This window comes from Streptomyces sp. NPDC002054 (genome assembly GCF_040296685.1).
GTDB lineage: Bacteria > Actinomycetota > Actinomycetes > Streptomycetales > Streptomycetaceae > Streptomyces.
The window spans coordinates 29,981-55,770 of the sequence record NZ_JBEOXT010000009.1 but is presented as its reverse complement, the minus strand read 5'-3'; the positions used below and the strand labels follow the sequence as shown (position 1 = coordinate 55,770).

The window sequence follows — 25,790 nt, the reverse complement described above, 5'->3', positions numbered from 1 at the left end:
GGAGCGGTGCTGGGAACGGATCCGGTGAGCGCAGGCCGACTCTGCGCCCGCTGTGACCAGCCCATCCGCGGGGCCGCCGTCCAACTGGTCCGCGATTCAGCGTCCGCGGCCCGGCCGGACGACTGGGCTCATCCGTGGCCGTGCCCGCTGCCGGAGGGCAAGCAGCCTCCGGCCCCAATCCCGGTCCGGGCCCGGCGGAGGTACTGGTGACCGGGCAGTGGGAGCACGAGCTCGCGCAGCAGGTCGAGACGATCCTCACCACCGTGGACCCGCCGGCCGAGACCGTCGTGGCCGATCTGCTGTGGGCCATGGAGTACCACGGCGGCCGTGTCGCCTTCTACGTTCTGTGCTCGTTCGACGAGCAAGGACGCCGGACCGAACAGGCAGAGAACGCGCTCGCGAACTGGGAGGCCGTGAACTCCCTGCGCCTGGCCGAGCTGGCCGCCGGCCCCTGGGGCAAGGCGGTGTCCCTCGCCAGGGTGCTCCGCGACTTGCTACGGACTGAGCAGGCTCATGTGGACCGGCTGGACGCTGAGACACGGTCCACCCCTTGACTTCCCGCCCCTTGTGGGGGCGGGCCGAGCACGACACGACGACCGTCCCACCAGCAGACAGGAGATGTCATGACCGACAACGGCAAGCACGGCGGACCGCCCGAGGACAAGCCGTGGACGCCGCCGCCCGCCCCGCCGAGCCCCGACGGCAGTCGGCCGAGCAAGTCGACTTCGTGAACCGGGACACCTGTCGTACCGTCCTGGCCACCATGGGTCTGCTGCAATCCCCCTGGCTGACTCGAGCATTCGACACGGTGGACCGCGAGGCGTTCGTGCCCAGCGCGGTGTGGCTGCCTGTGCGGGATGCCGAGGGAATGTGGCGATTCATCGACCGGGACACCGATCCCGAGGCATGGGTGCGCGCCGTCTGGGACCCCCACCGGTCGGTGGTCACGCAGCTGGACGACGGAGCCACCCGACCCGAGGGCCCGGCTTCCGGTGATTTCACGTCCTCGGTCTCCGCCCTGGACGTGGTGATGCGCAAGCTCCAACACCTGGACCTCCACGAGGACCATCAGGTGTTGGAGATCGGGTACGCGTCCGGGTACCACACCGCCCTGCTGTGCGAGCGGGCCGGCAGCCGGCGGGTCACCGCGGTCGAGGTCGACGAGGGCCTCGCCGCGGCCGGGGCGAACCACCTCAAGGCATCCGGATACGCCCCATATCTGGTCTGCGGGGACGGGCTCCAGGGGGTAGCCGCGCGGGCGCCATTCGACCGGATCATCAGCACGGCCGCACTGCGCCACGTCCCGTTTGCGTGGATCGAGCAGGCAGCCCCGGACGCCGTGATCCTCACCCCGTTCGGGACCGCGTACAGCAACGCGGGCCTGCTCCGACTGGAGGTCGACGGCGCCCAGGCGCGGGGCCGGTTCGTCGGCGAGTCCGCTTACATGTGGATCCGAAGCGAGCGGCCGGCTCCAGTGCTGAAACTGCCGGAGGAGTGCGCCAGCAGGCCGTCACCGATCGACCCGGGACAGATCCTGGGGAGTACCCACCTCCAGGACTTCGCGATCGGTCTCCAGGTGGCGGACGTCTCGTACTCGCACCGCGGCGAGGGCAGGGAACGGCGGGTCCAGTTCGTGGACACCGCGGGCACCTCGGCCACGATCGTCCGGTACGGCGACTGGTGGGCAGGTGACGCGGTCCGATCCTGGGGGCCGCGTGATCTATGGGCGGAGGTGACGACCGCGTACACCTGGTACGAGACGCACGGCCGACCGGACATCACCCGTTTCGGGGTCACCGTGGCCCCTGACGGACAGCGCGTGTGGCTGGACGATCCGCGCCATGCCGTGGGTGCCTGATCGTCCGTTCGGACGCAGAAGGGGCGGGCTCAGGGGTGCCGCGGCATCCATTCGCGCAGGCGAGGCCCCAGGCCCGCCAGTGGCGGGGTCAGCGGGGAGGGCGTTGGGGGCGGGCTGCGCGGGCTACTGCGACGACTGCCTTTTCGAGGGCGTACTCGGGGTCGTCGCCCCCGCCCTTCACCCCCGCATCGGCCGCGGCGATTGCCCGGAGCGCCGCCGCTACGCCGTCCGCCGACCAGCCCCGCATCTGCTGCCGGACCCGGTCGATCTTCCACGGCGGCATGCCCAGGTCCCGCGCCAGGTCGCCCGGGCGGGCGCCGCGCGGGGCGGAGGCGAGTTTGCCGATCGCGCGGACCGCCTGGGCCAGCGCGCTGGTCACGAGCACCGGGGCCACCCCGGTGGACAGGGACCAGCGCAGCGCCTCCAGCGCCTCCGCGGCCCGGCCTTCGACCGCCCGGTCGGCGACCTCGAAGCTGGACGCTTCGGCGCGGCCGGTGTAGTAGCGGCCGACCACCGCCTCGTCGATGGTGCCCTCGACGTCCGCGCACAGCTGGGTCACCGCGCTGGCCAGCTCCCGCAGGTCACTGCCGATCGCGTCCACCAGGGTCTGGGAGGCCTCCGGTGTGGCCGAGCGGCCGAGGGCGCGGAACTCGCCGCGGACGAAGGCCAGGCGGTCGCCCGCCTTGGTCATCTTCGGGCAGGCGACCTCCCGGGCGCCCGCCTTCCTGGCCGCGTCCAGCAGCCCCTTGCCCTTCGCGCCGCCCGCGTGCAGCAGGACGAGGGTGATCTCCTCGACCGGTGCGTCGAGGTACGCCTTGACGTCCTTGATCGTGTCCGCGGACAGGTCCTGCGCATTGCGGACGACCACGACCTTGCGCTCGGCAAAGAGCGACGGACTGGTCAGTTCGGCGAGCGTGCCGGGCTGCAGCTGGTCGGGCATGAGGTCGCGGACGTCGGTGTCGGCGTCGGCGGCCCGGGCGGCCGTCACAACCTCCCGCACCGCGCGGTCGAGCAGCAGGTCCTCCTGCCCCACCGCGAGGGTGAGCGGGGCGAGCGGATCGTCGGTGGAATTCTTCCTGGTGGCCATCGGCTCCAGCATCCCATGGCGGACTGACACTCCCCCGCGTGCCCGAGAATGGTGCGGTGAATCTGCGACATGTACTGGTCCTGCCCGATCGCGACGCCGCCGAGGAGGTGGCCGAGGAGCTCGCCGCCCGCTTCGCCCTCACCGAGGAGCCGCAGTTGGTACGGGATGCACTCGCCGGGGAGGACGACGCCGAGGACGCCCAGTGGCTGGTGGTCGTCGAGGACCCGGACGGCCGCTACGACCCCCGGGCGCTGGACACCCTCGCCGACGAGCACGAGGGCTGGCTGGAGGCGCCCTAGGGGGTGTCCCCGGCCGGACCCTCTGGAGTCAGGCCTTGTGGACGATCTGGACGTCCAGTTCGACCTCGACGCTCGAGCCGATCGCCGCGATCCCGTGGGCCAGCACGGACTGCCAGTTCAGGGCGAAGTCCTCGCGGTTCAGTTCGGCGGTGGCCCGGCAGGCCGCGCGCGGCTCGCCCTCCAGTCCCGAGCCGAGGCCCAGGTACTGGGCGTCGAGGGTGACCGAGCGGCTGACACCGTGCAAGGTCAGGGCCCCCGCCACCGCCCAGCGGCTGCCGCTGCGGTGGATGAACCGCTCGCTGTAGAACTCCACGGTCGGATGCCGCGCCGCATCCAGGAAGTCCGAAGAGCGCAGGTGGTCGTCGCGGAACTTCAGACCGGTGTCGATGCTGGCGGCGTCGATGATCACGTGCATGGAGGAGTCCTCCATGCGGTCGGCGATCCGGACCGCCCCGGCGAAGGTGTTGAACCTGCCCCGGATCCGGGCCAGTCCGATGTGACGGGCCGTGAATCCGATGGCGGAATGCCCCGGGTCGAGCTCCCAGTGGCCCGGCTGTGGCAGCAGCGGCGGTTCGACCGTCTCCAGGACGATCTCCCCGGTGCCGGGCTGGGCGCCCTCGCCGACCAGGGTCGCACCGTGGAACGGCGCATACCCCTCGGCCGTCACGGACATCCGGTACTCGCCCTCCGGGACCGCCGCGGTGATTCCGCCGTACGGATCGGTCTCCCCGCTGACGATCCGCCGCCCGATCGGGTCGGTGACCTCGAACCGGGCCTGGCGGACCGGCTGGTGGACCGTGTCGAGGACACGACAGGAGAGCAGACCCGCCGTGGGTGGCAGGGTGAGTGTCGCGGATGTGGAGTGACCGGTGTCTCCGGCCGTCTCCAACCCCCGCCGGCGCCCGAACATGGTTGATGCACCCCCGTGCTGATTGAACGTAAGCCCCTCTGGCGAAGAGGCATTCGATCATGATGCAGGGTTCGGGGCAAACAGGATGTCCGCGGCGCGCCGGGGCTCGGCCGTGTCGGCGGCGGCCGGCCGGCACCGCCCGGAGCGCAGGCCCGGCCCCGGTGACGGCGACGGACCCGTCGGTATCGGTGCGCAGGACGGCCGCACCGCCCGCCCGCAGCCCGGCGACGGTGCCGGGGGACGGGTGCCCGTACCGGTTCTCCGCGCCGACCGGGACGATCGCGAGCCGGGGCCGGAGCCGGCCGTGCAGAGCGGGGTCCTGGTGGGCGGAGCCGTGGTGGGCGACCTTGAGGACATCGACCGGGCCCAGTTCCGGATGGTGTCTCAGCAGCTCCTGCTGGGCCGGGGGTTCGAGGTCCCCGAGGAGCAGCAGGCTCAGTCCTGCGGACCGGACCGACAGGACCACGCTCGCATCGTTGGGCCCCTCGGGCAGCGGACCGTCCGCGGGAGGCCACAGCACCTGCCAGGCCAGCGGTCCGGCGGTCCGCCGCTCCCCGGCGCGGGCGGGCAGTACAGGGATCCGCGCGGCCTCGGCCGTACGCCGGACCCATCGGGCCCGGGCCGGCGGCTCCTCCCGGGGCGTGGTCTGGATCAGGCCCACGGACCGGCCGCGCAGCACCCCGGGCAGGCCGCCCACATGGTCGGCGTGGAAGTGCGTCAGGAGCAGGAGCGGAATGCGGACCACGCCGAGCCGGCGCAGGCAGTGGTCCGCCGGCTCCGGGTCCGGGCCGGCGTCCACCACGACCGCCGTGCCCGGGCCGACGGCCAGCACCCCGGTGTCCCCCTGGCCCACCGCGCACTGGACGTAGCGCCAGCCGGGCGGCGGCCAGCCGGTGAGGACCCGGGTGAGCTGCGGGGGCCGCAGTACGGCGAGGAGCAGCAGGAGGGCGACCCCGGCGCAGGCCCAGCGGCGGCGGACGATCCGTGCCGCGAACAGGGCGAGGAGCAGGGTGATGGCGGCGAGGAGCAGCCCGCCCCGCCACCCGCCCGGCCAGGAAAGCTCTGCCCCGGGCAGCGCGGCTCCGGTCCGGGCCACCCAGGCGATCCAGCCGGCGGGCACCGCGGCACAGCGGGCGAGCAGTTCGGCGGCCGGCATCCACACCGGGGCCGCGCCGAGCGCCGCGAACCCGAGCACGGTGGCCGGGCCGGCCGCGAGCTCGGCCAGCAGGTTGCAGGGCACGGCGACCAGGCTCACCCGGGCGGCGAGGACGGCCACCACCGGCCCGCACACCGCCTGCGCGGCGGCGGCAGCCGCGAGCGCCTCCGCGAGCCGGGGCCGCAGCCCGCGCCGCTGCAGGGCCTCGCTCCACCTTGGAGCGAGGGTCAGCAGGGCTCCGGTGGCCAATACGGACAACAGGAAGCCATAGCTGCGGGACAGCCACGGGTCGTACAGCACCAGCAGCAGGACCGCCGCGGCGAGGGCCGGGATCAGGGATCTGCGGCGGCCGGTGGCGATGGCCAGCAAGGTGACCATCCCGCAGGCCGCGGCCCGCAGCACGCTCGGATCGGGGCGGCACACCACGACGAAGGCGAAGGTCAGGGCGGCACCGCAGAGGGCAGTGGACCGGAGGGACAGCCCGAGCCGGGGAGCCAGACCCCCGCGTTCGGTTTGCTGGGCCCTGGCCGGCGGGCCGATCAGCAGGAACAGCACCACGGTGAGGTTGGCGCCGGACACGGCCAGCAAATGCACCAGGTCGGTGGCGCGGAAGGCCTCCTCGAGGTCCGGCGGGACCCGGGAGGTGTCCCCCACCACCAGCCCGGGCAGGAGCGCCCGCGCGTCCGGAGGAAGGCCATCGGTGGCCTCCCGCAGCCCGGCCCGCAGCGCACCCGCCAGCCGTTGTGCCGGGTCCGGACCGCCGGCCCGCTCCGGCGGGCTCGCCCCGGGCACCCGCAGCACGGCCACCGGCCGCCCGCCGCCCCGGGCCGGGGCGAGCCGCGCGGACACCGTGATCCGGGTCGAGGGCAGCAGCCGGGTCCATTCCGGATGCCGGGCCAGGACGAGGACGGGGGTGGCCACCCGGGTGCTGCGCCCGTCCGGCCCGGTGACCTGGGTCAGTACGGCGTCCAGCAGCACCCCGGGTGGCCCGGTCCTGGTCCGCCGGGGGTCTGCGGTGACGGTCAGCTCCGCCTCGACCCGGGCGTGCGCGGCGGCCAGCCCGGGCACCGGGCCCGCCCGCGCCTCGGCCCGCGCCAGGCCGGCCACCCCGGCCCCGGCCGCGGCGCACAGCAGGGCGGCGGCAGCAGCGGTACCGACGGTCCAGCGCGGGCCAGGCCTGCGCCGGCCGGCCAGCACCAGTGCCCCCGCCCCGGCCGCGGCCAGTCCCACACAGGCGCCGGTCCAGCGGCCCGGCACTCCGAGCGCGAGTGCAGCCGCCGCCCAGGCGGCCCCGGCCGGCCCGACGAGCCGCAGATCCACCGGGTGGGCGCCGTCGGGGCGGTTCACGGCCGCACCAGGGGACGCAGGTCGGCGAACCGGCGCTCCCCGATCCCGTTGACCTTGCGGAGGTCCTCGACCGAGCGGAAACCGCCCCGGGCGGTGCGGAAGTCGACGATGTGGCGGGCGAGCACCGGACCAACGCCGGGCAGCGCGTCGAGCTGCTCGACGGTGGCGGTTCCGAGGCTGAGCGGAACACTGGCGGGGGCGGGCCCGCCAGGCGGCCCGGGCGGCGGGGCAGGGGCTCCGACCAGCACCTGCTCGCCGTCGGTGAGGACCCGGGCCTGGTTCAGCCCGGTGGTGTCCGTGCCCGGCCGCACTCCCCCGGCGGCGGCAAGCGCGTCCGCGACCCGGGACCCGGCGGGCAGCCGACGGACGCCGGGGTCGCGGACCTTCCCGCTGATGTCGACCACGATGCGGGGGCCGGCGGAGCCGGCGGGGCTGGCGGGCCCCGCCGGGCTGGAGGCGGGTGCGGGTGCGGTCACGGCGACCGGGGCGGTGACCTGAGCCGGTCGGGCGGACCAGTACTGCTGCGCGGCAAAACCGACGGCTGCCACCAGCACAACGGCCACGGCGGCCAGTGGACGCGGCTCCAGCCCGCATCGGGTCTGCAGCCAGACGGGCAACCGCTCCCGCACGGCGAGCCGCCGTAAGCCGGCCGGCGCCACCTCGGGTACCGGCGCCATGTCCCGGTCCGGGACCGGTGCCCGGTCCGGAACCGGCGCCCGGGCGGGAGCCAGCGCCTGGGCGGGAGCCGGTGCCCGTGTCCGGACCCGGGCCGGGGCCGGGGCCGGGGCCGGGGCTGTGCCTACCGCCGGGGCAGGGGCCGGGGCCGTGCTCACCGCCCGGGCCGGGGCTTCGTCCTGGGTGGGGGCCGGTGCTGGAGCCGGTACGCGTGCCCGGGCAGGGACGGCCGGGGCCAAGGCCGTGCTCACATCCCGGGCCGGGGCTTCGGCCTGGGTGGGGAGCAGGGATGCTGCGCGGCGGCGCACTGTTGCCGGGTCCACCGGGTGCCGCCCCCGGCGGCGACGGCGGTTGCGGATGCCGCGGTACCGGAAGCGGCTGTCGGAGGCTGCGGGGCGGCCGGGGCCGCTGCCGGAGCCTGTGGGGCGGGCCCCGGGTGCGGTCGTCGTGGGCGAGGGCGTGGGGGTCGGATGCGTCTGGGCTGTCATGGCACACGACGGTAGGAAAGAAGCCCGCTCGCCGTTCGGAGTGAGCGATTCCTGTGGATGGCCGGGCCGTTGTGTGCATCGCGGCCACCCGGGAGGGTGATCAGCGCGGTGAGACCACCGCGGCCAGCAGGCCCGGCCCGGTGTGTGCGCCGATCACCGCGCCGACCTCGCTGACGTGCAGCTCGGCCAGGCCGGGAACCCGTTCGCGCAGCCGCTCCGCCAGCTTCTCGGCGCGTTCCGGGGCGGCGAGATGGTGTACGGCGATGTCCACGGCGGCCGTGCCGGCCCGCTCGACGGCGAGCTCCTCCAGGCGCGCGATGGCCTTGGAGGCCGTACGCACCTTCTCCAGCATCTCGATCCGGCCGCCGTCCAGCTGGAGCAGGGGCTTCACCGCCAGCGCAGAGCCGAGGAGCGCCTGGGCGGCGCCGATCCGGCCGCCGCGGCGCAGGTAGTCGAGCGTGTCGACGTAGAAGAAGGCGGACATGCCGGCGGCGCGCTTCTCGGCCGCGGCCACGGCCTCGTCGGCCGAGCCGCCCACCTCGGTGGTCTCGGCGGCGGCGAGCGCGCAGAAGCCGAGGGCCATCGCGACCATGCCGGTGTCGACGACCCGGACCGGGACCGGCGAGGTCTGCGCGGCGACCACGGCAGCGTCATAGGTGCCGGAGAACTCGGCGGACAGGTGCAGGCTGACGATGCCGGTGGCGCCGGCGTCTGCGGCGGCCTGGTAGGCCCGGACGAACTCCTGCGGGCTGGGGCGCGAGGTGGTGACCGATCGGCGCTTCTGGAGGGCGACGGCCAGGCTGCGGGCGGAGATCTCGGTGCCCTCTTCCAGGGCCTCGTCACCGATGACCACGGTCAGGGGGACGGAGGTGATCCCGTGCCGCGCCAATGCCTGTTGCGGCAGGTAGGCCGTGGAATCGGTGATGATCGCGACATGGCGGGACATGAGGCGGAGGTTACCGCCAGCGGGGGTGCGGTGGCAGCTTGGGGCGGCGGAGCCGCCGCTCGCGGCCAGGCTTCTGCGCAGCCGCCGCCCGGATGGCGCCGCTCGCCGTCCTCGGCGGGCCGCTGGTTGCCGTGCTCCGGCGGGCCGCTGCGCCGACTGCTACCGGCGCGCGCGGGCCGCGGCGCGGCGGATCAGGTCGTCGTCTCCGGGCGCGGGCGGGGGGCCGGGGTGGCGGTCTTGTCCCACGGGTACGGCGCCGGCCGGGAGGACGGGTCCAGGGCGCGGCGCGGGTCCTTCGGCGCGGCGGCCGGAGCGGTCGGATCCGCGGCCTCGCTCGCAGCCGGGGCCTGAGCCTGGGAGGGGCCCGTGCCCGCAGCCTGGGCTGACCGGTTCGAGAAGTCCGACAGGTCCGCCAGCAGGTCGTCCATCGAGGGGCGGGACCAGTCCCGCAGCGCGTCCGACTCGAGCTTGATCTCGTCCGACAGGGCGCTCACCTCGTCCGCCGCGAACCGGCGCGCGCGGTCGCGCGCGGCCCAGCGCAGCGAGTTCGCCGCTTCGGTGATGCGGCCCGTACGCTCGCGCAGCTCGGGGAGGCGCTCCGACAGGCGGGCCTTGTCCGGCTCCGTCTCCAGGCGCTTCAGTTCCTCGTCCAGCTCCCGGCCGTGCACGCTCAGGCGCTCGAACAGAGCCAGTGATTCCTGAAGCGAGGCGTCGGTCCGGGCACCGTCCTGTAGCGCCTGCTGGGTCGCCCGCATGGAGGTGCGCAGGTCCAGGCGGAGCTGGGCCAGCGCGCCGGCCACGCCGATCTGGCCGAAGCTCTTCGCCTTCAGGGTGGTGTCCTCCACGGCCCGCCTGGCCTGGCTCACCGTCCGGTCCACGCCGCGCGCCGCCGCCCGCACCACCTTGACTGTGGCCCATGCGCCCAGCCCCAGGACGGTGAACAGCAGCAGCAGCGCAATCATGATCAACGCGCCCGCGTCCATGGCGAACCCTCTCCCCTGGTGGCTCCGGGCCTGCCGCCCGGTCCTTGCTTCCCCTCCCACCGTAAACGCCACGGGCAGGCCAGGGGTTCCAATCGAACCCCCAACCTGCCCGTACGGGATCCCCCTGAGGGGACTTTGTCATCTTCAGATGACGATGTTCACCAGCTTCGGCGCGCGCACGATCACCTTGCGGATCTCGGCACCGCCCAGAGCCGCGACCACGCCCTCGTCCGTGACCGCCAGCTGTTCCAGGTCCGCCTCCGAGATGGCCGGCGGCACCTCCAGGCGGGCCTTGACCTTGCCCTTGACCTGGACCACGCAGGTGACGGTCTCATCGACCACGTACGCCGGGTCCGCGACCGGGAAGTCCTGGTGCACCACCGAGTCGGTGTGGCCCAGCCGGTGCCACAGCTCCTCCGCGATGTGCGGGGCCAGCGGGGCCACCAGCTTGACCAGCTGCTCCGCGACCTCGCGGGACAGCGGCTCCCCGGCCTTGGTCAGGAAGTTGTTCAGTTCGGTGATCTTGGCGATGGCGGTGTTGAAGCGCAGGCCGGCCAGGTCCGCGCCGGCCCCGTCGATGGCCTTGTGCAGGGCGCGCAGGGTCGGCTCCGAGGGCTCGGTGCCGACGACCGTGACCTCGCCCGTCTCCTCGTCGACCACGTTCCGCCACAGCCGCTGCAGCAGGCGGTACTGGCCCACCACGGCCCGGGTGTCCCACGGACGCGAGACGTCCAGCGGACCCATCGCCATCTCGTACAGGCGCAGCGTGTCGGCGCCGTACTCCTCGCAGATCGTCTCCGGGGTGACGGCGTTCTTCAGGGACTTGCCCATCTTGCCCAGCTCGCGCTTGACCGGCTCGCCCTCGAAGAAGAACTTTCCGTCCCGCTCCTCGACCTCCGTCGCCGTCACCGGGAAGCCGCGCTCGTCGCGGTAGACGTACGCCTGGATCATGCCCTGGTTGAACAGCTTGTGGAACGGCTCCGCCGAGGAGACGTGGCCCAGGTCGAACAGCACCTTCGACCAGAAGCGGGCATACAGCAGGTGCAGCACCGCGTGCTCGGCGCCGCCCACGTACAGGTCGACTCCGCCGTGCGGGGCGCTGTCCCGCGGGCCCATCCAGTACTGCTCGATCTCCGGGTCGACCAGCGCGTCCGCGTTGTTCGGGTCCAGGTAGCGCATCTCGTACCAGCAGGAACCGGCCCAGTTGGGCATGGTGTTGGTCTCGCGCCGGTAGGAGCGGACGCCCCGGCCGTCGCCCAGGTCCAGCTCGACGTTGACCCAGTCGGACTTTCGCGACAGCGGGGTCTCCGGCTGGGAGTCGGCGTCGTCCGGCTCGAAGGTGCGCGGCGAGTAGTCCTCGACCTCGGGCAGTTCCAGCGGCAGCATCGACTCGGGCAGGGAGTGTGCGACGCCGTCCTCGTCGTAGACGATCGGGAAGGGCTCGCCCCAGTAGCGCTGGCGGCTGAACAGCCAGTCGCGCAGGCGGAAGTTGACGGTGCCCTCGCCGATGCCGCGCCCGGTCAGCCAGTCGGTGATGGCGGCCTTGGCCTCCACCACGCCCAGCCCGTCCAGGGAGATGCCCTCGCCGGCCGAGTTGATCAGCGTGGCGTCGTACGAGACGAAGGCCTCGTCCCACTCGGCCGGGTCGGTGCCGCGGCCGTCCGTGGGCTCGACCACGCAGCGGATCGGCAGCTCGAAGGCGCGGGCGAACTCGAAGTCGCGGCTGTCGTGCGCCGGGACGGCCATGATCGCGCCGGTGCCGTAGCCCATCAGCACGTAGTCGGCGATGAAGACCGGGACCTTCTCGCCGCTGACCGGGTTGATCGCGTACTCGCCGGTGAAGACGCCGGTCTTGTCCTTGGCCTCGGCCTGCCGCTCCACGTCCGACTTGGACGCGGCCTGCTTGCGGTACGCGGCCACCGCCTCGGCGGGGGTGGCGTAGCCGCCGGTCCACACATCGTGGGTGCCCTCGGGCCAGGCGGCCGGGATGAACTTCTCGACCAGCGGGTGCTCGGGCGCCAGCACCATGTAGGTGGCGCCGAACAGGGTGTCCGGGCGGGTGGTGAAGACGGTGATGGCCTCGTCGCCCAGCGCGAAGTCCACGCGGGCGCCCTCGGAGCGGCCGATCCAGTTCCGCTGCTGCAGCTTGATGGCCTCGGGCCAGTCCAGCGCGTCCAGGTCGTCGATCAGGCGGTCCGCGTAGGCGGTGATCCGCATGTTCCACTGGCTCAGCCGGGACTTGAAGACGGGGAAGTTGCCGCGCTCGGACCGGCCGTCGGCGGTGACCTCCTCGTTGGCCAGTACGGTGCCCAGCCCGGGGCACCAGTTCACCGGCGCGTCGGAAGAGTACGCCAGCCGGTACTCGTTCAGTACGTCGGCCCGCTCGCCGGCGGTCAGCTCCGCCCACGCCCGGCCGCCGGGAACCTCACGGGTGCCGTCCTCGAAGGCGGCGATCAGCTCGGCGATCGGGCGGGCCTTGGCCGCGTCGGCGTCGTACCAGGAGTTGTAGATCTGCAGGAAGATCCACTGGGTCCACTTGTAGTAGTCCGGGTCGATCGTGGCGAAGGACCGGCGCTTGTCGTGGCCCAGGCCCAGCCGGCGCAGCTGGACCTTCATGTTCTCGATGTTCGCCTCGGTGGACACGCGCGGGTGCGTGCCGGTCTGCACGGCGTACTGCTCGGCCGGCAGGCCGAAGGCGTCGAAGCCCAGGGTGTGCAGGACGTTGTGGCCGGTCATCCGCTGGTGGCGGGCGTACACATCGGTGGCGATGTAGCCGAGCGGGTGGCCCACGTGCAGTCCGGCACCGGACGGGTACGGGAACATGTCCATGATGAACTTCTTGGGCCGCGCGACCACGGCCGGGTCGCCCGCCAGGTCACCGGTCGGGTTGGGCGCCTCGTAGGTGCCCTCCGCGTCCCATACGTCCTGCCAGCGTGCCTCGATGTCGGCGGCCATGGCAGCCGTGTAACGGTGCCCCTCGGCCGCCTCGGGGGCCGGGGTGTTCGTCTCGCTCATGATTTCTGAAGCTCCATCGATCGTCTCTGCCGTCTCTGCCTGCCCAAACGAAAAAACCCCTCGCACAGGAGGGGACGCCGCGCCGATGCCGACCTGACTCTCCGCAGGTCGGGACTGATCAGCGCGGCTCGGTAAGCAGAAGGCGTACGGCACGCATGGCGTCAGGGTACCGCAGGGCTCGCGGCGCCTGCTCGGACGACCGCACAACGAGAAGCGGGCCACCCGATCCGGGTGACCCGCTTCTCTTCTGTGGAGCTAAGGAGAATTGAACTCCTGACCTCCTGCATGCCATGCAGGCGCTCTACCAACTGAGCTATAGCCCCTTGCTTCTCTGCCGCCGGGCCCCTGCTCGGTTTCCCTTGCCGGTTCCCCCTGGCGACATCGAGAACATTACACGGTCATGGCCCAGGTCCAAAAATCGGTTTCGGTCGTGTCTGATTTGGGCAAACCTGGGCGGACTGTCACGCTCTCGCGAACTGGTAGAAGCGCTTCAGCGTGCAGTGTTCATCGAGCAGCCGGCCGTAGATCGGCTCCCCCTCCAGCTCGCGGTACCTCTCGATGGGGTCGCCTTTGATGATCAGCGCCCGCGCGCATTCCTCGCACCAGTACTGGTAGTCGGGGTTGACCGGTTCCATGTCCCGCACGATCGGCGTGCCGTTGTTGCACCAGTCGCACCGCCGCCGGTGTGATCCCATCCGTCAGCGACTCCCTCCCGTTCAGAGCCGTCCGGGCCGTCGTCTCCCCCTCCGGCCGTCCGATTCTGCCATGCCGGTACGCGGTACGCGGCAGGTCAGCAGGGACAAACGCAAGGATCCCGCCCCCTTGTTGGGGACGGGATCCTGATTGTGGAGCTAAGGAGAATTGAACTCCTGACCTCCTGCATGCCATGCAGGCGCTCTACCAACTGAGCTATAGCCCCGCTCTCCGCTGCGCTTCCCGCTGTTTCCTGCGGTCTTCGCTGCGAACAAGAAGAACTCTAGCCGGTGACCAGCCGGAAAGTGAAATCGGCTCAGTCGCCGTCTCAGTCGCCGTCTCAGTCGTCGTCGCCGAGCACCGGTTCCGGCAGGGTTCCGGCGTTGTGCTCCAGCAGCCGCCAGCCGCGCGCGCCCTCGCCCAGCACGGACCAGCAGCAGTTGGAGAGGCCGCCGAGGCCCTCCCAGTAGGACGAGTCCAGGCCCAGCAGCCGGCCGATGGTGGTGCGGATGGTGCCGCCGTGGCTGACCACGACCAGGGTGCCGTTCTCGCCGAGGCGGTCGGCGTGCCCGAGCACCACCGGGGCCGCTCGGTCGGCGACCTCGGTCTCCAGTTCGCCGCCACCGCGGCGCACCGGCTCGCCGCGCTTCCACGCCGCGTACTGCTCGCCGTACTTGGCGAGGATCTCGTCGTGCGTCAGGCCCTGCCACTCGCCCGCATAGGTTTCACGCAGTGCCTCGTCGTGCTCGACGGACAGCCCGGTGACGGCGGCCAGCTCGGCGGCCGTGGCCGCCGCCCGCTTCAGATCGGAGGCCACGATGGCGTCCGGCTTCAGCGAGGCGAGCAGCCGGGCGGCGCGGCGCGCCTGCGCCACACCGGTCTCGGTCAGCTCGATGTCCGTGGAACCCTGGAATCGGCGCTCCAGGTTCCAGGAGGTCTGGCCGTGGCGCCACAGGACGATCCTGCGGCCGGGCTTGATGCTCGTTGTAGGGGCCGGGCCGGCCGTTCCGGTCGTGCTCAGAACAGATCACCGTCCAGGTCCTCGTCGCCCTGCGCCGCGCGCAGCTTGGCGTGCTCCTCGGCCTTGCCCTTGGTCAGCTTGGCGTCCTCGGGCAGCTCGATCTCGGGGCAGTCCTTCCACAGACGCTCCAGCGCGTAGAAGACGCGCTCCTCGCTGTGCTGCACGTGGACGACGATGTCGACGTAGTCGAGCAGGATCCAGCGGGCGTCGCGGTCGCCCTCCCGGCGCACCGGCTTGGCGCCGAGCTCCTTGAGCAGGCGCTCCTCGATCTCGTCGACGATCGACTTGACCTGGCGGTCGTTGGGCGCCGAAGCGAGCAGGAAGGCGTCGGTGATCGACAGCACGTCGCTGACGTCGTACGCGATGATGTCGTGCGCGAGCCGGTCGGCCGCCGCCTGGGCGGCGGCGGTGATGAGCTCGATGGAGCGGTCCGTGGCGGTCACTGGCCATGCTTTCGGGTCGAGGGCAGATCCTTACAAGGGTCTCATGGGCTGCGGACGCCGCCCACGCCATTGCCGTCGGCGCACGTCAGGACAGGTCAGGGAGCCTTGTAGTCCTTGCCCAGGGTCACCACGACGTCCGCGTTGACGGCGCCGCCCTCCGCGCCGGCCTTCTTGACCAGCGTCTCCGGCAGGCCCAGCGTCTTGGCGACCTCGACGGCCTTGGGGCGCTGTGCCTCGTCCGCGTAGGTGATCTGGGTGGCGGTCTGGGTCTGGCCGGCCTTGCCGCCGTCGACGAACGTGTAGCCGCCGTTGACGAGCGCCGCCTTGGCGGCGAGCGGGGCCTTGTCGTTGCCGGTGGCGTTGCGCAGGCCGACCCGCGGGGCCGCGGTCGCGCCCTGGGAGGCGGTCAGGGTGCCGCCGAGGACCTCCTTGACGACGGCCTGGCCGGCCTCGTCGGAGAGGGTGCCGTCGGGCTTCACCTGGAGGACGTCGGTGCGGTACGCGCCGGTCTTGGCGTGCTCGGCAAGTTTGGCCAGCGAACCGCCCAGGGCCTGCTCGGTGAGCGAGGGGTCGAGGATCTGGCCGAGGGACTCGACGGTGAGGACGGCGGCCTTCCCGTCGCCCGGCATCTTGCGCAGGGTGGCCAGGAGGACCTTGCCGAACCGCTCCAGCTGCTTGGTCTCCGGCTCGCCCTGGGCGCGGTGGGTGGCGTACGCGACCGCCATCGCGCCGTTCAGGCTCTGCTTCTGGCCCTGGGCCACGGCGGGGGTCTTGGCGTTGCCGTCGGCGGGGACGGCGGTGTCGGTGTCGACCTCGATGCCGCCGACAGCCTGGACGAGGTTCTCCAGGTACGGGGTGTCCAGCCGCCAGGTGCCGCCGATCTTGGTGCCCAGCATGGCGTCGAGGGCCTCGCGGGTGCCGCCCAGGCCGTCTTCCGCGACGGAGGTGCCGAGGTTGACCGAGGTGCCGTCGTCCTTGGGAACGTTCAGCGCGTTCGGGAGCAGGACGGTGGCGCCCTTCTTGGCGGTGACGTTGTCCACCAGCAGGGCGGTGGCGGTGCCGCCCTTCTTGGTGTTGTGCAGGTGGACGACGATCACGTCGCGCTTCTGCGGGCCGCTCTGGGCGGCGGCTTCCTTGCCGGCCTCCGGGCCGCCCAGGAAGGGCAGCCGGTCCGTGTACCAGAGGTAGCCGAGGCCGGCGGCGACGAACAGGGCGAGGACGACGATCAGGGCCACGATCCGGTTGCGGCCTCGTCGGCGGGCCTCTTCACGGCGCTCGGTGCGGCTCTCGGTGAACTTGAGCCAGTCGATGACGTCCTCGGAGTCCTCGTCGGGCTGGTCGAGGAAGGAGAACTGCTCGGTGCGGTAGTCGGGGGTCCGGCGCTGTTCCGGCACCGATGCGGCTTCCGGGACGGGGTCGGCGGCGGGCTCCGGGGCGGCCTCCGGCGCGGGGGCCGGGGCCTGCTGCGGGATCCACTGCTGCTGGGTCTGCTGGGTCTCGTACCCGTAGTACTGCTGCTGGGGCTGCCCGTACGCGTCATAGCCGTACGCCTGCTGCTGTTGCTGCTGTTGCTGCTGCTCGTAGGCGTGCGGGTACTGACCGTACGGCTGCGCGGGTGGCGCGGGCCGGTCGGCGGGCACCTGGGCGTACACCGGCTGCCCGTACTGGTCGTAGCCGATGAACTGCGGTTGCTGTCGATCGTTCACCGCGGTGCCCCTCTCATGCGGAACCTCAGGCTCCGCGGTACAGCTCTCGCTTGTCGATGTACCGCACCACACCGTCCGGCACCAGGTACCAGACCGGATCCCCCTGGGCCACGCGCACGCGGCAGTCGGTGGAGGAGATCGCCAGCGCCGGAACCTCCACCAGGGACACCCCGCCCTCGGGCAGGCCGTCGTCGGTGAGCAGGTGTCCGGGCCGGGTGACGCCGATGAAGTGGGCGAGCGCGAACAGCTCCTCGGCATTGCGCCAGGTGAGGATCTGCGCCAGGGCGTCGGCCCCCGTGATGAAGAACAGGTCCGCATCGTCGTTGAGACGCCGCAGATCACGCAAGGTGTCGATGGTGTACGTGGGGCCGCCGCGGTCGATGTCGATGCGGCTCACCGAGAACTGCGGGTTGGAGGCCGTCGCGATGACCGTCATCAGGTAGCGGTCCTCGGCGGGGGAAACCGCCCGCTGGGACTTCTGCCACGGCTGACCCGTCGGTACGAAGATCACCTCGTCGAGGTGGAAAAGGGCGGCGACCTCGCTGGCGGCCACCAGGTGTCCGTGGTGGATCGGGTCGAATGTCCCGCCCATCACGCCGAGCCGGCGCTTGACCGGGCCGGTAGGCATCTCCTGCTCTCCCATGAGCGCAGACCATACCGGCCCGGGACCGCCCTGCTGCTGCCGCGGTACGACTAGCGGTCGCGGTTGAGACGCGTGGTCACCCAGAGCATCAGCATCAGCACGACGAAGGCGCCGCCGCCGGTGAGGTAGGGGTTCAGGCTGTCATGGTTGCCGCCGTGCTTCTCGGCCTCCTCCGAGGCGAGGAGAACCAGGCTCTGGGCGGTGGTGGAGAGGCTCATCAGGCAGGTACCTATCGGGTCGGGGAGCGGGCGGAGACTTCGCTCACATCGTATGCGGGTGCCTGGGGCACGCTCACGCCGACTCAGGCGTTGGAGAGGATAGACGCATGGCAAGGCAGTCCGATCAAGGGGGAGGGCGCGATGACTGACACGCGATTCGAGAAGGTGCCGGCGCGAGACCGCAGGAGGTTCCCGGACATCTCCTCGCGGGCATATGAGCATCCGGCGGACCGGTCGGCGCTGGTGGCGCTGCGCAAGCTGAGCGGCTTCGACACCGTGTTCAAGGCCCTGAGCGGGCTGCTGCCGGAGCGCAGCCTGCGGCTGCTGTTCCTGTCCGACACGGTGCGGGTGGGCGACACCCAGTTCCCCCATCTGAACGCGATGCTGCGGGACGCCTGTTACATCCTGGACCTGGAGAAGGTCCCGCAGATGTATGTGCAGCAGGACCCGAAGCCGAATGCCATGTGCATCGGCCTGGACGAGCCGATCATCGTGGTGACCACCGGTCTCGTCGAGCTGCTCGACGAGGAGGAGATGCGGGCGGTCGTGGGCCACGAGGTGGGTCACGCGCTGTCGGGTCACTCGGTGTACCGGACGATCCTGCTCTTTCTGACGAACCTGGCGATGAAGGTCGCGTGGATTCCGCTGGGCAATGTGGCGGTCATGGCGATCGTCACCGGGCTGCGCGAGTGGTTCCGCAAGTCCGAGCTGTCGGCGGACCGGGCCGGGCTGCTGGTGGGCCAGGATCTGCAGGCCTCGATGCGCGGCTTGATGAAGATCGCCGGCGGCAACCACCTGCACGAGATGAATGTGGACGCGTTCCTCGCGCAGGCCGAGGAGTACGAGGCCGGCGGCGACCTGCGCGACTCGGTGCTCAAGATCCTCAACATGCTGCCGCGGACGCACCCCTTCACCACGGTCCGGGCGGCCGAGCTGAAGAAGTGGGCGGAGAGCCGCGACTACCAGCGGATCATGGACGGCCACTACCCGCGCCGCGAGGAGGACAAGGACACCTCGGTGACGGACTCCTTCCGGCAGTCCGCCACGCACTACGCGGACTCGGTGCGCACCAGCAAGGATCCGCTGATGAAGCTGGTCGGCGACCTGGCCGGCGGGGCGGGCGACCTGGCCGGTTCGCTGCGCGACCGGTTCACGGGCGGCGGCTCGGGCGGTACGTCTGGCTCGGGCGCCGGCGGCAAGGACGTGTAGGTGCCGTAGGTGCAGTGGCGGACCGGGTCGCGCCGCCGACGGCGGCCGGTCCGGTCCGGTCCGGTCCGGTCCGGTCCGGACGGGTGCTCAGAATTTGAAGAGCACTCCGCGCCAGGTCCAGCCCGCCGCGAGGACCGTGTTCCGCAGCGGATCCTTCATGTCCCGGGTGTCGAAGCGGAAGGTTTCGACCTTGCGCCGGCTGCCGTCGGCCCCGCGCTCGATCTTCCAGGTCCGGTACACCGAGCTCGCCGGACCGCGGGAGTACTGCGTGCCGGAGTGGTCGCTGTGGGAGGAACCGACCTCCCACCGCTCGTCGACGGTGCGCACCTCGCGGTCCGCGGCGACGAGGCGCATCCGGGTCTTGAGGGTCACGCCCAGCTGCGGGATCCGGCACTCCGCCACCAGGTCGGCCTTTTCCTTGGGCGTGCCGTTGCGCACCACGAACGGCAGTCCCGGCCCGTTGAGCGCGAGCAGGGCGGCCCTGACCTCCAGGGTGGGCAGCGGTGCAACGGCACGGTCGGGGTAGCGGGTGCCGATGTACCTGTCCCAGCGACGGCCCATGGCCGGCCCCCTCCCCCGTCTTCGGGCGCACCCCGCGCCCGAAACCCCGGGAAGTCTGCCAGAGCCTAGGATCCGGGGGTGTTCGGGGTTGCCGGGGCGGGGGCGGTCGCGGGCGGGGACGGGTCGCCGGCTGTGGCCAGTACGCCGCACAGCCCGGCCGCGCGGCGCGCATCACTGCCGGCGTGGGGGTCGGTGGCCGCCGGGCCGACCGTGGTGGCCTTGGCCCCGGCGAGCAGCGGTGTGAAGCTCCTGGCCGGGTCGGCCGCGCAGTCCTGCGGTCCGGCCATCACATAGGCCGACAGCAGTTCGGCCCGCCGGGCCACCAGGTCGTCGCGGTCGAAGCGCAGTCGCAGCTCGCGCCGGACGGTGAACAGGGAGGCCTGGTCAGCGTCGGCTCGCGGGCCGGCGGCGGCCGGCCGGACGGCGTACACGAAGACGTGGTCGGAGATGACCTCCAGCACGTCCGGGGCCACCTCCGCGAAGTCCAGGGTGCCGTGCACCCGGATCCGGGAGTCGGCCACCAGGGCGGTGGCCGGGTCGAAGCGGACCAGCCAGCCGGTGGCGGCGTGCCGGCCGTCGCTGCGCGGGGAGCTCATGCTGCGGTCGAACTGGTCCAGCTGGTCGGGGTCGAGCAGCAGGCGCACCTGCCGGAAGGCGGTGCCGTCCAGCACGTCGGGCTCCAGCGAGGACCGCACCAGGTAGTCCTTGGCCACCGACAGCGCGGTGACCACCTGGGTGTCCGTGAAGTGCGCGGTGCGGTGCACCGCCGGGAGGGTGATCCCCGCCGCGCCGACCCGGTACTGGTCGGCCGGGCTCTTCGCGTACAGGTCGGCGGGCCGGCCGCCGGGCACCGTGTCGGCGGGGGCGAGAGGCACCACCGTGCTCGCCATCGGTTCGATGGTCCGGCCGGACGGGGTCACATACGGATTCCGCATGCCCATGTAGACGGCCGCGGCAAAGGCCAGGGCGACGAGCAGCACCAGGAGCATGCCCTGGCGGGCGCCGCGGCCGGGGGTGCCGGTGCCGCGGCCCGCGCCGGAGGACCACAGGGAGCGGCTGCGCACGGCGCGGGCGTGCTCGCCCATGCGTTCGTCGGCGGAGAATTCCTGGAGCCGGGCAGCCCGGATGAAGTCCTCGTCGAACACCACCGATCGGTATTCGTCCGACCGGTACTCTTCCTCGCCACCGCCGATTCCGTCGGGGGTGCCGTCAGGTGGATCTCCTGGCACGGCCATGCGCATCTCCCTGCTCCGGGAGGGGGTCGTACCTTCAGGGTTGGCGGCCGGCAGGGTACGTAAACGCGCCATCGCCACTGACTTCCGTCAGCGGGGTCCTGGCAGGGGGCGGAGCCTGGCCGGAGTCGCCCGAGGCGCCGCGGTAGACGGCGATGAAGGCGAGGGCGACCATGCCGATGCCCATCACCACGGCGAGCACCCAGGCGACCGGCCGCAGCCAGCGGGACCGGCCCCGGTAGGGGCGCAGGGCGCCGCCGTACGCACCGTACGGGCCGTAGCCATAGCCGTACCCGTATCCGTGTCCGGAGGTGCCGTCGTAGCCCTCGTCCGGGAGGTCGTCGGGTCCGTCGGGCCAGCCGTACGGGTACCCCTCGAAGGGGTCCTCGTCGGTCGGGCGGCCACCCGCGACGGCGCGGGCCGCTTCGGCCTCGCGCAGCCGCTCCGCGGCGCTCGGTTCATGGATCTCGGCGCTCCGGACGAAGGCCTCGTCGAACACCACGGAGGCGAAGTCATAATCCGCGCCTCCGCGGTCGTCGTCGGGCTCCCCGTGATCCGGGAACGGCTTGCCCCCCACGTCGTCCGGCACGGAGCCAGCGTAGACCTGGGCGGCTGTTTTGGGCAGGGGATGGGCCGGAATTTCGGCCACGCGGAGTCGGGCGGGCGACTACCGTACGTGACCGTCGCCGGTGACGATGTACTTGGTCGAGGTGAGCTCGGGAAGGCCCATCGGGCCCCGGGCGTGCAGCTTCTGGGTGGAGATGCCGATCTCCGCGCCGAAGCCGAACTGGCCACCGTCGGTGAACCGGGTGGAGGCATTCACGGCGACCGTGGTCGAGTCGACCAGCTGGGTGAAACGGCGGGCGGCGGCCTGGGAGGTGGTGACGATCGCCTCGGTGTGGCCGGAGGTCCAGCGGCGGATGTGGGCGACGGCCTCGTCGAGGGAGCCGACCACGGCGGCGGCGATGTCGTAGGACAGGTACTCGGCGGCCCAGTCCTCGTCGGTCGCGGGCAGCGCCGTGACCTTGGTGTCCTCGGCGGCGGCGAGGACGGCGGCGTCGCCGTGGACGGTCACCCCGGCGTCGGCGAGGGCGTCCAGGGCGAGCGGCAGGAAGGCGGCGGCGATGTCGCGGTGCACCAGGAGGGTCTCGGCGGCGTTGCAGACGGAGGGGCGCTGGGCCTTGGAGTTGACGAGGATCTGCACGGCCATGTCGAGGTCGGCCTGGGCGTCGACGTACACGTGGCAGTTTCCGGTGCCGGTCTCGATGACCGGGACCGTGGACTCCTCGACCACGGTCTTGATGAGGGAGGCGCCGCCGCGCGGGATGAGCACGTCGACGAGGCCCCGGGCGCGCATCAGCTCGCGGACGGAGTCGCGGGACTCGCCGGGGACGAGCTGGATGGCATCGGCGGGGATGCCGGTGCTCTGCACGGCGTCGCGCAGGATGGCGACGAGGGCGGTGTTCGAGGCGTACGCGGAGGAGCTGCCGCGGAGGAGGACGGCGTTGCCGGACTTCAGGCAGAGGGCGGCGGCGTCGACGGTGACATTGGGGCGGGCCTCGTAGATGATGCCGACGACGCCGAGCGGGACGCGGATCTGGCGGAGGTCGATGCCGTTGGGGAGGGTGGACCCGCGGACGACCTCGCCGACCGGGTCGGGCAGGGCGGCGACGTCCCGGACGTCGGCGGCGATGGCGCTCACCCGGTCGGGGGTGAGGGTGAGCCGGTCGATGACGGTCTCGCTGGTGCCGGCGGCGCGGGCCTTCGCGATGTCCTGGGCGTTGGCCTCGACGATCTCGGCGGTACGGGCCTCCAGCGCGTCCGCGATGGCCAGCAGGGCGGTGTCCTTGGCGGACCGCGGGAGCGGGGCGATGGCCGCGGCGGCGGTGCGGGCGGCTTGCGCGGTGGCGATCACGGGGGAGGCGTCGTTGAGCGAGGTCATGCCATCCAGGGTAGTGCCGGGTGGGCAGCGGCTTGGCGGGGTTCCGACCCGCGAGACGGCCCCCACCGCCGTGTGGGCAATCGTGCCGCAGGGCGGCACGGGTGGGCACACGGCACACCGGCCCGCACCGGCCGCGCAGCGTGCACCCCGGCTGTACCCGGCCCGGCGGAGCCCCGGCTCCGCTTCGGGTGCACGCTGCGCGACACGGCGCGGGCCGTCGTTCCGGTGTGCCCACCCGTTCCGCCCTGCGGAACGCCTGCCCACCCCGGCGGGGGGTCAGTAGGGGTGGACGCCTACCGGGTGGGCTGGGGGTGGGCCGTAGCCTTCTGCTACGCGTTGGTGGTAGGTCGCGCGGTCGATGACCTCCAGGCCGACGATCTCCCAGGGCGGCAGCTTCGCCGAGGAGCGGTGTTCGCCCCAGAGCCGGAGGGCGACGGCCGCCGCATCGTGGAGGTCGCGGGCCTCCTCCCAGTAGCGGATCTCCGCGTGGTCGTCGGCGTACCGGCTGGTGAGGAGGAAGGGGTGGTCGTGGGCCAACTGCTCCAGCCCGCGCCGGACCTCGGCCAGCGGCACCGGCTTGCCGGAGACGCTGAGGGTGACGTGCCACAGGCGGGACGCGTCCGGGTCGTGTTCCTCACCGCCGCCGCCCGCGACGCTGGTCAGCGCTCGTCTCACCAGTCGCCCTCCTCTGCCCTGCGTGTCTGCCCGCCTCCCACAGTTGACCAGTCCCCGGCCCCCTGCGCGGCGGTTTTGCCGAACCTCAGCCCTGCAGCAGAACCAGATCGTCCCGGTGGACGACCTCCCGTTCGTACTCGGGTCCGAGCTCCCGTGCGAGCTCGCGGGTGGAGCGTCCCAGCAGCTGCGGGAGCTCCTTCGCATCGAAGTTGACCAGGCCGCGGGCGATCGGCCGGCCGTCGGCGGAGCGGAGTTCCACCGGGTCGCCGGCCGTGAAGTCGCCCTCGACGGCGGCGATGCCCGCGGGCAGCAGGGAGCTGCCGCGTTCGGTGACCGCGCGGACCGCGCCCTCGTCGAGGACCAGGTGGCCCTGCGGGGTGGAGGCGTGCTGGAGCCACAGGAGGCGGTCGGCGGAGCGGCGGCCGGTGGCGTGGAAGAGGGTGCCCGTCTCGCGTCCGGCCAGGGCGTCGGCGGCCTGGCTGGCGGAGGTCAGGACGACCGGGACGCCCGCGGCGGCGGCGATCCTGGCGGCCTCGACCTTGGTGACCATGCCGCCGGTTCCGACGCCGGCCTTGCCGGCGCTGCCGATGGAGACGTGCGCGATGTCCTCGGGGCCCCGCACCTCGTCGATGCGGGTGGTGCCGGGCTGGGCGGGGTCGCCGTCGTAGAGGCCGTCCACGTCCGAGAGGAGGACGAGGAGGTCGGCGCGGACGAGGTGGGCGACCAGGGCGGCGAGGCGGTCGTTGTCGCCGAAGCGGATCTCGTCCGTGGCGACGGTGTCGTTCTCGTTGACGACCGGGAGGGCGCCCATCGCCAGGAGCTGGTCCAGGGTGCGGTACGCGTTGCGGTAGTGGGCGCGGCGGCTGGTGTCGTCCGTGGTGAGCAGGACCTGGCCGACGCGGATCCCGTACCGGGCGAAGGAGGCCGTGTAGCGGGCGACCAGCAGGCCCTGGCCGACGCTCGCGGCGGCCTGCTGGCGGGCCAGGTCCTTGGGGCGGCGGCGCAGGCCGAGCGGGGCGAGTCCGGCGGCGATGGCGCCGCTGGAGACCAGCACGATCTCCTTCTCGCCGCCGCTGCGCGCCTTGGCCAGGACGTCCACCAGCGCGTCGACGCGGTCGGCGTCGAGACCGCCGGCCGCGGTGGTGAGGGAGGAGGATCCGACCTTGACCACGATCCTGCGGGCATCCACCACGTGCTGCCTTGCCCCTGACACGTCCATCCCCTTGCCCAGTCGTCCCGCTTCGCGTTGTCCGGTGCTCAATCTACGGGGTGGGGCCGGAAGGCTGCCCGCCGGTTTCAGACCGTGGACGTGCTGCGGTTCTGCTCCTCCGTCTCCGGGGCGCCCGCGCGGGCTCCGGGGACCAGGATCTTGCGGGAGAGCAGGAAGGTGAACGGGATCGCGACCACCGCGGCGACCAGCGGGGCGATCTTGGTGTTCATGTCGGCCCAGGTCACCAGGGCGTACAGGCCCACCGACTGGATGACGTAGTTGGTGACATTGGTCAGCGGGAAGAGCAGGAACTTCTTCCAGGTGGGCCGGGTGCGGTAGGTGAAGTAGGTGTTCATGAAGAACGACCCGATCATCGACAGCACGAAGGCGAGGGTGTAGGCGGCGAAGTACGGCATCCACGGGTGCAGGAGCAGGTAGATGCCGAAGAAGGTGCCCGTGTTGACGCCGCCGACCAAGCCGAAGCGGATGATCTGCCCCAGCTGGTCCTTCACCTGGCTCACTTCTCGTCCAGGTCGACGCCGTGCGATTCCTTCACCAGGAAGTGCGGGCGGCGCTTGGTCTCGTAGTAGATACGGCCGATGTACTCGCCGATCAGGCCGAGCATGCTCATCTGGACGCCGCCCAGGCCGACGATGATCGCGACCAGGGTGACGTAACCGGGGGTGGTGACTCCGGTGGTGAGCGCCTGGATGATGATCCACAGGGTGTAGAGGGCGCCCACGGCGGTCAGCGCGGCGCCCATCCAGATGGCCAGCCGCAGCGGACGGTTGTTGAAGGAGATCAGCCCGTCCATGGCGTAATTCAGCAGGGCGCCGAACCTCCACTTGGTCTCGCCGGCCTCGCGCTGCGCGTTCTGGTAGTCGAACGTGATCGTGTCGAAACCGATCCAGGAGAACAGGCCCTTGGAGAACCGGTTGTACTCCTGGAGCGAGAGCAGGGCGTCGACCGCCGGGCGGGAGAGCAGCCGGAAGTCGCCGACGCCGTCGGTGAGCTCGACATCGACCCACCGGTTGACCGCGCGGTAGTACAGGCTGCTCAGGGCTGAGCGGACCTTCTTGTCGCCCTCGCGGTTGCGGCGGGCGATGATCTGGTCGTGGCCGAGCGCGTAGAGGTCCAGCATCTTGCCGATCAGCTCCGGCGGGTGCTGGAGGTCGGCATCCATGATCACCACGGCGTCGCCGGTGGCCTCGCGCAGGCCGGCGAGCATGCCGGCCTCCTTGCCGAAGTTGCGGCTGAAGGAGACGTACCGGGTCTGCTCCGGATTCACCTCGGCGAGCTTGCGGAGCTTCGAGAGGGTGCCGTCGCGGCTGCCGTCGTCGACGTAACAGACCTCGTACTCGACGGGGAGGGAGTCCAGAACCTTGCGGATCTCGAGGTCGAAGCTGTCGATGACCGCTTCTTCGTTGTAGCAAGGAACGACTACGGACAGCTTCGTCATGAACACTTCCTGCT

The 25,790-nt window shown here is 72.0% G+C and carries 24 protein-coding genes, 2 tRNA genes and 1 pseudogene; 4 read left to right on the top strand and 23 right to left on the bottom strand.

From position 1 onward, the window contains the following. Positions 1-206: 206 nt before the first annotated feature. Together ABT123_RS10555 and ABT123_RS10550 are read left to right on the top strand one after the other, a co-directional pair. On the top strand, positions 207-554 hold the full coding sequence (locus tag ABT123_RS10555) for a hypothetical protein (protein WP_351311833.1): 348 nt from the start codon (positions 207-209) through the stop codon (positions 552-554). A gap of 113 nt (positions 555-667) precedes the next feature. Beyond that, positions 668-1,858, top strand: coding sequence for a protein-L-isoaspartate O-methyltransferase family protein (locus ABT123_RS10550; protein WP_351311831.1), 1,191 nt, complete (start codon positions 668-670; stop codon positions 1,856-1,858). 88 nt (positions 1,859-1,946) lie between these two features. Here ABT123_RS10550 and holA read toward each other — a convergent pair whose 3' ends face one another. Further along, positions 1,947-2,945 (bottom strand): DNA polymerase III subunit delta, encoded by a 999-nt coding sequence (gene holA, locus ABT123_RS10545; protein ID WP_351311829.1) that lies wholly within the window; start codon positions 2,943-2,945, stop codon positions 1,947-1,949. A 56-nt stretch (positions 2,946-3,001) separates the two neighbouring features. Between holA and ABT123_RS10540 the strand changes: the two genes are divergently transcribed. Further along, on the top strand, positions 3,002-3,244 hold the full coding sequence (locus ABT123_RS10540) for a hypothetical protein (RefSeq protein ID WP_351311827.1): 243 nt from the start codon (positions 3,002-3,004) through the stop codon (positions 3,242-3,244). 28 nt (positions 3,245-3,272) lie between these two features. On the opposite strand, the gene ABT123_RS10535 is transcribed toward ABT123_RS10540, so the two are convergent. From ABT123_RS10535 to ABT123_RS10470, 14 genes and pseudogenes are all read right to left on the bottom strand, one after another. Then, complete coding sequence (locus ABT123_RS10535; RefSeq protein WP_351311825.1) at positions 3,273-4,154, bottom strand: YceI family protein; 882 nt, start codon at positions 4,152-4,154, stop codon at positions 3,273-3,275. 124 nt (positions 4,155-4,278) lie between these two features. Next, positions 4,279-6,657: pseudogene (locus tag ABT123_RS10530) on the bottom strand (ComEC/Rec2 family competence protein); the annotation flags it as partial. Further along, on the bottom strand, positions 6,654-7,334 hold the full coding sequence (locus ABT123_RS10525; RefSeq protein WP_502970925.1) for a ComEA family DNA-binding protein: 681 nt from the start codon (positions 7,332-7,334) through the stop codon (positions 6,654-6,656). The gene ABT123_RS10525 and the pseudogene ABT123_RS10530, both read right to left, overlap by 4 nt. Before the next feature lie 586 nt (positions 7,335-7,920). Continuing rightward, positions 7,921-8,766, bottom strand: coding sequence for a DegV family protein (locus ABT123_RS10520; RefSeq protein ID WP_351311823.1), 846 nt, complete (start codon positions 8,764-8,766; stop codon positions 7,921-7,923). Between the two features lie 191 nt (positions 8,767-8,957). After that, complete coding sequence (locus tag ABT123_RS10515) at positions 8,958-9,749, bottom strand: hypothetical protein (protein WP_351311821.1); 792 nt, start codon at positions 9,747-9,749, stop codon at positions 8,958-8,960. A gap of 144 nt (positions 9,750-9,893) precedes the next feature. Next, on the bottom strand, positions 9,894-12,764 hold the full coding sequence (leuS, locus tag ABT123_RS10510) for a leucine--tRNA ligase (RefSeq protein ID WP_351311818.1): 2,871 nt from the start codon (positions 12,762-12,764) through the stop codon (positions 9,894-9,896). Positions 12,765-13,014: 250 nt separating this feature from the next. Then, positions 13,015-13,087, bottom strand: a tRNA-Ala gene (locus tag ABT123_RS10505). Positions 13,088-13,225: 138 nt separating this feature from the next. Beyond that, positions 13,226-13,459: a hypothetical protein gene (locus tag ABT123_RS10500; RefSeq protein WP_351311816.1), complete on the bottom strand. Its 234-nt coding sequence runs from the start codon at positions 13,457-13,459 to the stop codon at positions 13,226-13,228. 151 nt (positions 13,460-13,610) lie between these two features. Then, positions 13,611-13,683, bottom strand: a tRNA-Ala gene (locus ABT123_RS10495). Positions 13,684-13,797: 114 nt separating this feature from the next. After that, positions 13,798-14,436 (bottom strand): histidine phosphatase family protein, encoded by a 639-nt coding sequence (locus ABT123_RS10490; protein WP_351312104.1) that lies wholly within the window; start codon positions 14,434-14,436, stop codon positions 13,798-13,800. Positions 14,437-14,474: 38 nt separating this feature from the next. Next, positions 14,475-14,921 (bottom strand): ribosome silencing factor, encoded by a 447-nt coding sequence (gene rsfS, locus ABT123_RS10485; protein WP_351311814.1) that lies wholly within the window; start codon positions 14,919-14,921, stop codon positions 14,475-14,477. 95 nt (positions 14,922-15,016) lie between these two features. Beyond that, positions 15,017-16,627, bottom strand: coding sequence for an LCP family protein (locus tag ABT123_RS10480; protein ID WP_351311812.1), 1,611 nt, complete (start codon positions 16,625-16,627; stop codon positions 15,017-15,019). Positions 16,628-16,652: 25 nt separating this feature from the next. After that, the gene (gene nadD, locus ABT123_RS10475) at positions 16,653-17,270 is read right to left on the bottom strand and encodes a nicotinate-nucleotide adenylyltransferase (RefSeq protein ID WP_351311810.1); all 618 of its coding nucleotides are present in this window, start codon (positions 17,268-17,270) and stop codon (positions 16,653-16,655) included. 50 nt (positions 17,271-17,320) lie between these two features. Continuing rightward, positions 17,321-17,488 (bottom strand): hypothetical protein, encoded by a 168-nt coding sequence (locus ABT123_RS10470; protein WP_190344621.1) that lies wholly within the window; start codon positions 17,486-17,488, stop codon positions 17,321-17,323. Between the two features lie 141 nt (positions 17,489-17,629). Between ABT123_RS10470 and ABT123_RS10465 the strand changes: the two genes are divergently transcribed. Then, positions 17,630-18,697: a M48 family metallopeptidase gene (locus ABT123_RS10465; RefSeq protein WP_351311808.1), complete on the top strand. Its 1,068-nt coding sequence runs from the start codon at positions 17,630-17,632 to the stop codon at positions 18,695-18,697. Positions 18,698-18,784: 87 nt separating this feature from the next. Here the strand turns inward: ABT123_RS10465 and ABT123_RS10460 are convergent, their stop codons facing one another. From ABT123_RS10460 to ABT123_RS10425, 8 genes are all read right to left on the bottom strand, one after another. Further along, a complete protein-coding gene (locus tag ABT123_RS10460) occupies positions 18,785-19,258 on the bottom strand; it encodes a hypothetical protein (RefSeq protein ID WP_351311806.1) in 474 nt (157 codons plus the stop codon). Positions 19,259-19,323: 65 nt separating this feature from the next. Beyond that, positions 19,324-20,493, bottom strand: a complete 1,170-nt coding sequence (locus ABT123_RS10455; RefSeq protein ID WP_351311804.1) for an SCO2583 family membrane protein — start codon at positions 20,491-20,493, stop codon at positions 19,324-19,326. 34 nt (positions 20,494-20,527) lie between these two features. Further along, the gene (locus tag ABT123_RS10450; protein WP_351311802.1) at positions 20,528-21,079 is read right to left on the bottom strand and encodes an SCO2584 family spore wall biosynthesis protein; all 552 of its coding nucleotides are present in this window, start codon (positions 21,077-21,079) and stop codon (positions 20,528-20,530) included. A gap of 78 nt (positions 21,080-21,157) precedes the next feature. Next, on the bottom strand, positions 21,158-22,432 hold the full coding sequence (locus ABT123_RS10445; RefSeq protein ID WP_351311800.1) for a glutamate-5-semialdehyde dehydrogenase: 1,275 nt from the start codon (positions 22,430-22,432) through the stop codon (positions 21,158-21,160). A gap of 276 nt (positions 22,433-22,708) precedes the next feature. Further along, positions 22,709-23,110, bottom strand: coding sequence for a DUF8830 family protein (locus ABT123_RS10440; RefSeq protein ID WP_502970932.1), 402 nt, complete (start codon positions 23,108-23,110; stop codon positions 22,709-22,711). 82 nt (positions 23,111-23,192) lie between these two features. Next, entirely contained in the window at positions 23,193-24,326 is a 1,134-nt protein-coding gene (gene proB / locus ABT123_RS10435) for a glutamate 5-kinase (protein ID WP_351311796.1), read from the bottom strand. Between the two features lie 77 nt (positions 24,327-24,403). Further along, the gene (locus ABT123_RS10430) at positions 24,404-24,838 is read right to left on the bottom strand and encodes a GtrA family protein (protein WP_351311794.1); all 435 of its coding nucleotides are present in this window, start codon (positions 24,836-24,838) and stop codon (positions 24,404-24,406) included. Continuing rightward, the gene (locus ABT123_RS10425; RefSeq protein ID WP_351311793.1) at positions 24,835-25,776 is read right to left on the bottom strand and encodes a glycosyltransferase family 2 protein; all 942 of its coding nucleotides are present in this window, start codon (positions 25,774-25,776) and stop codon (positions 24,835-24,837) included. Before ABT123_RS10425 ends, ABT123_RS10430 begins: the two co-directional genes overlap by 4 nt. Positions 25,777-25,790: the final 14 nt, after the last annotated feature.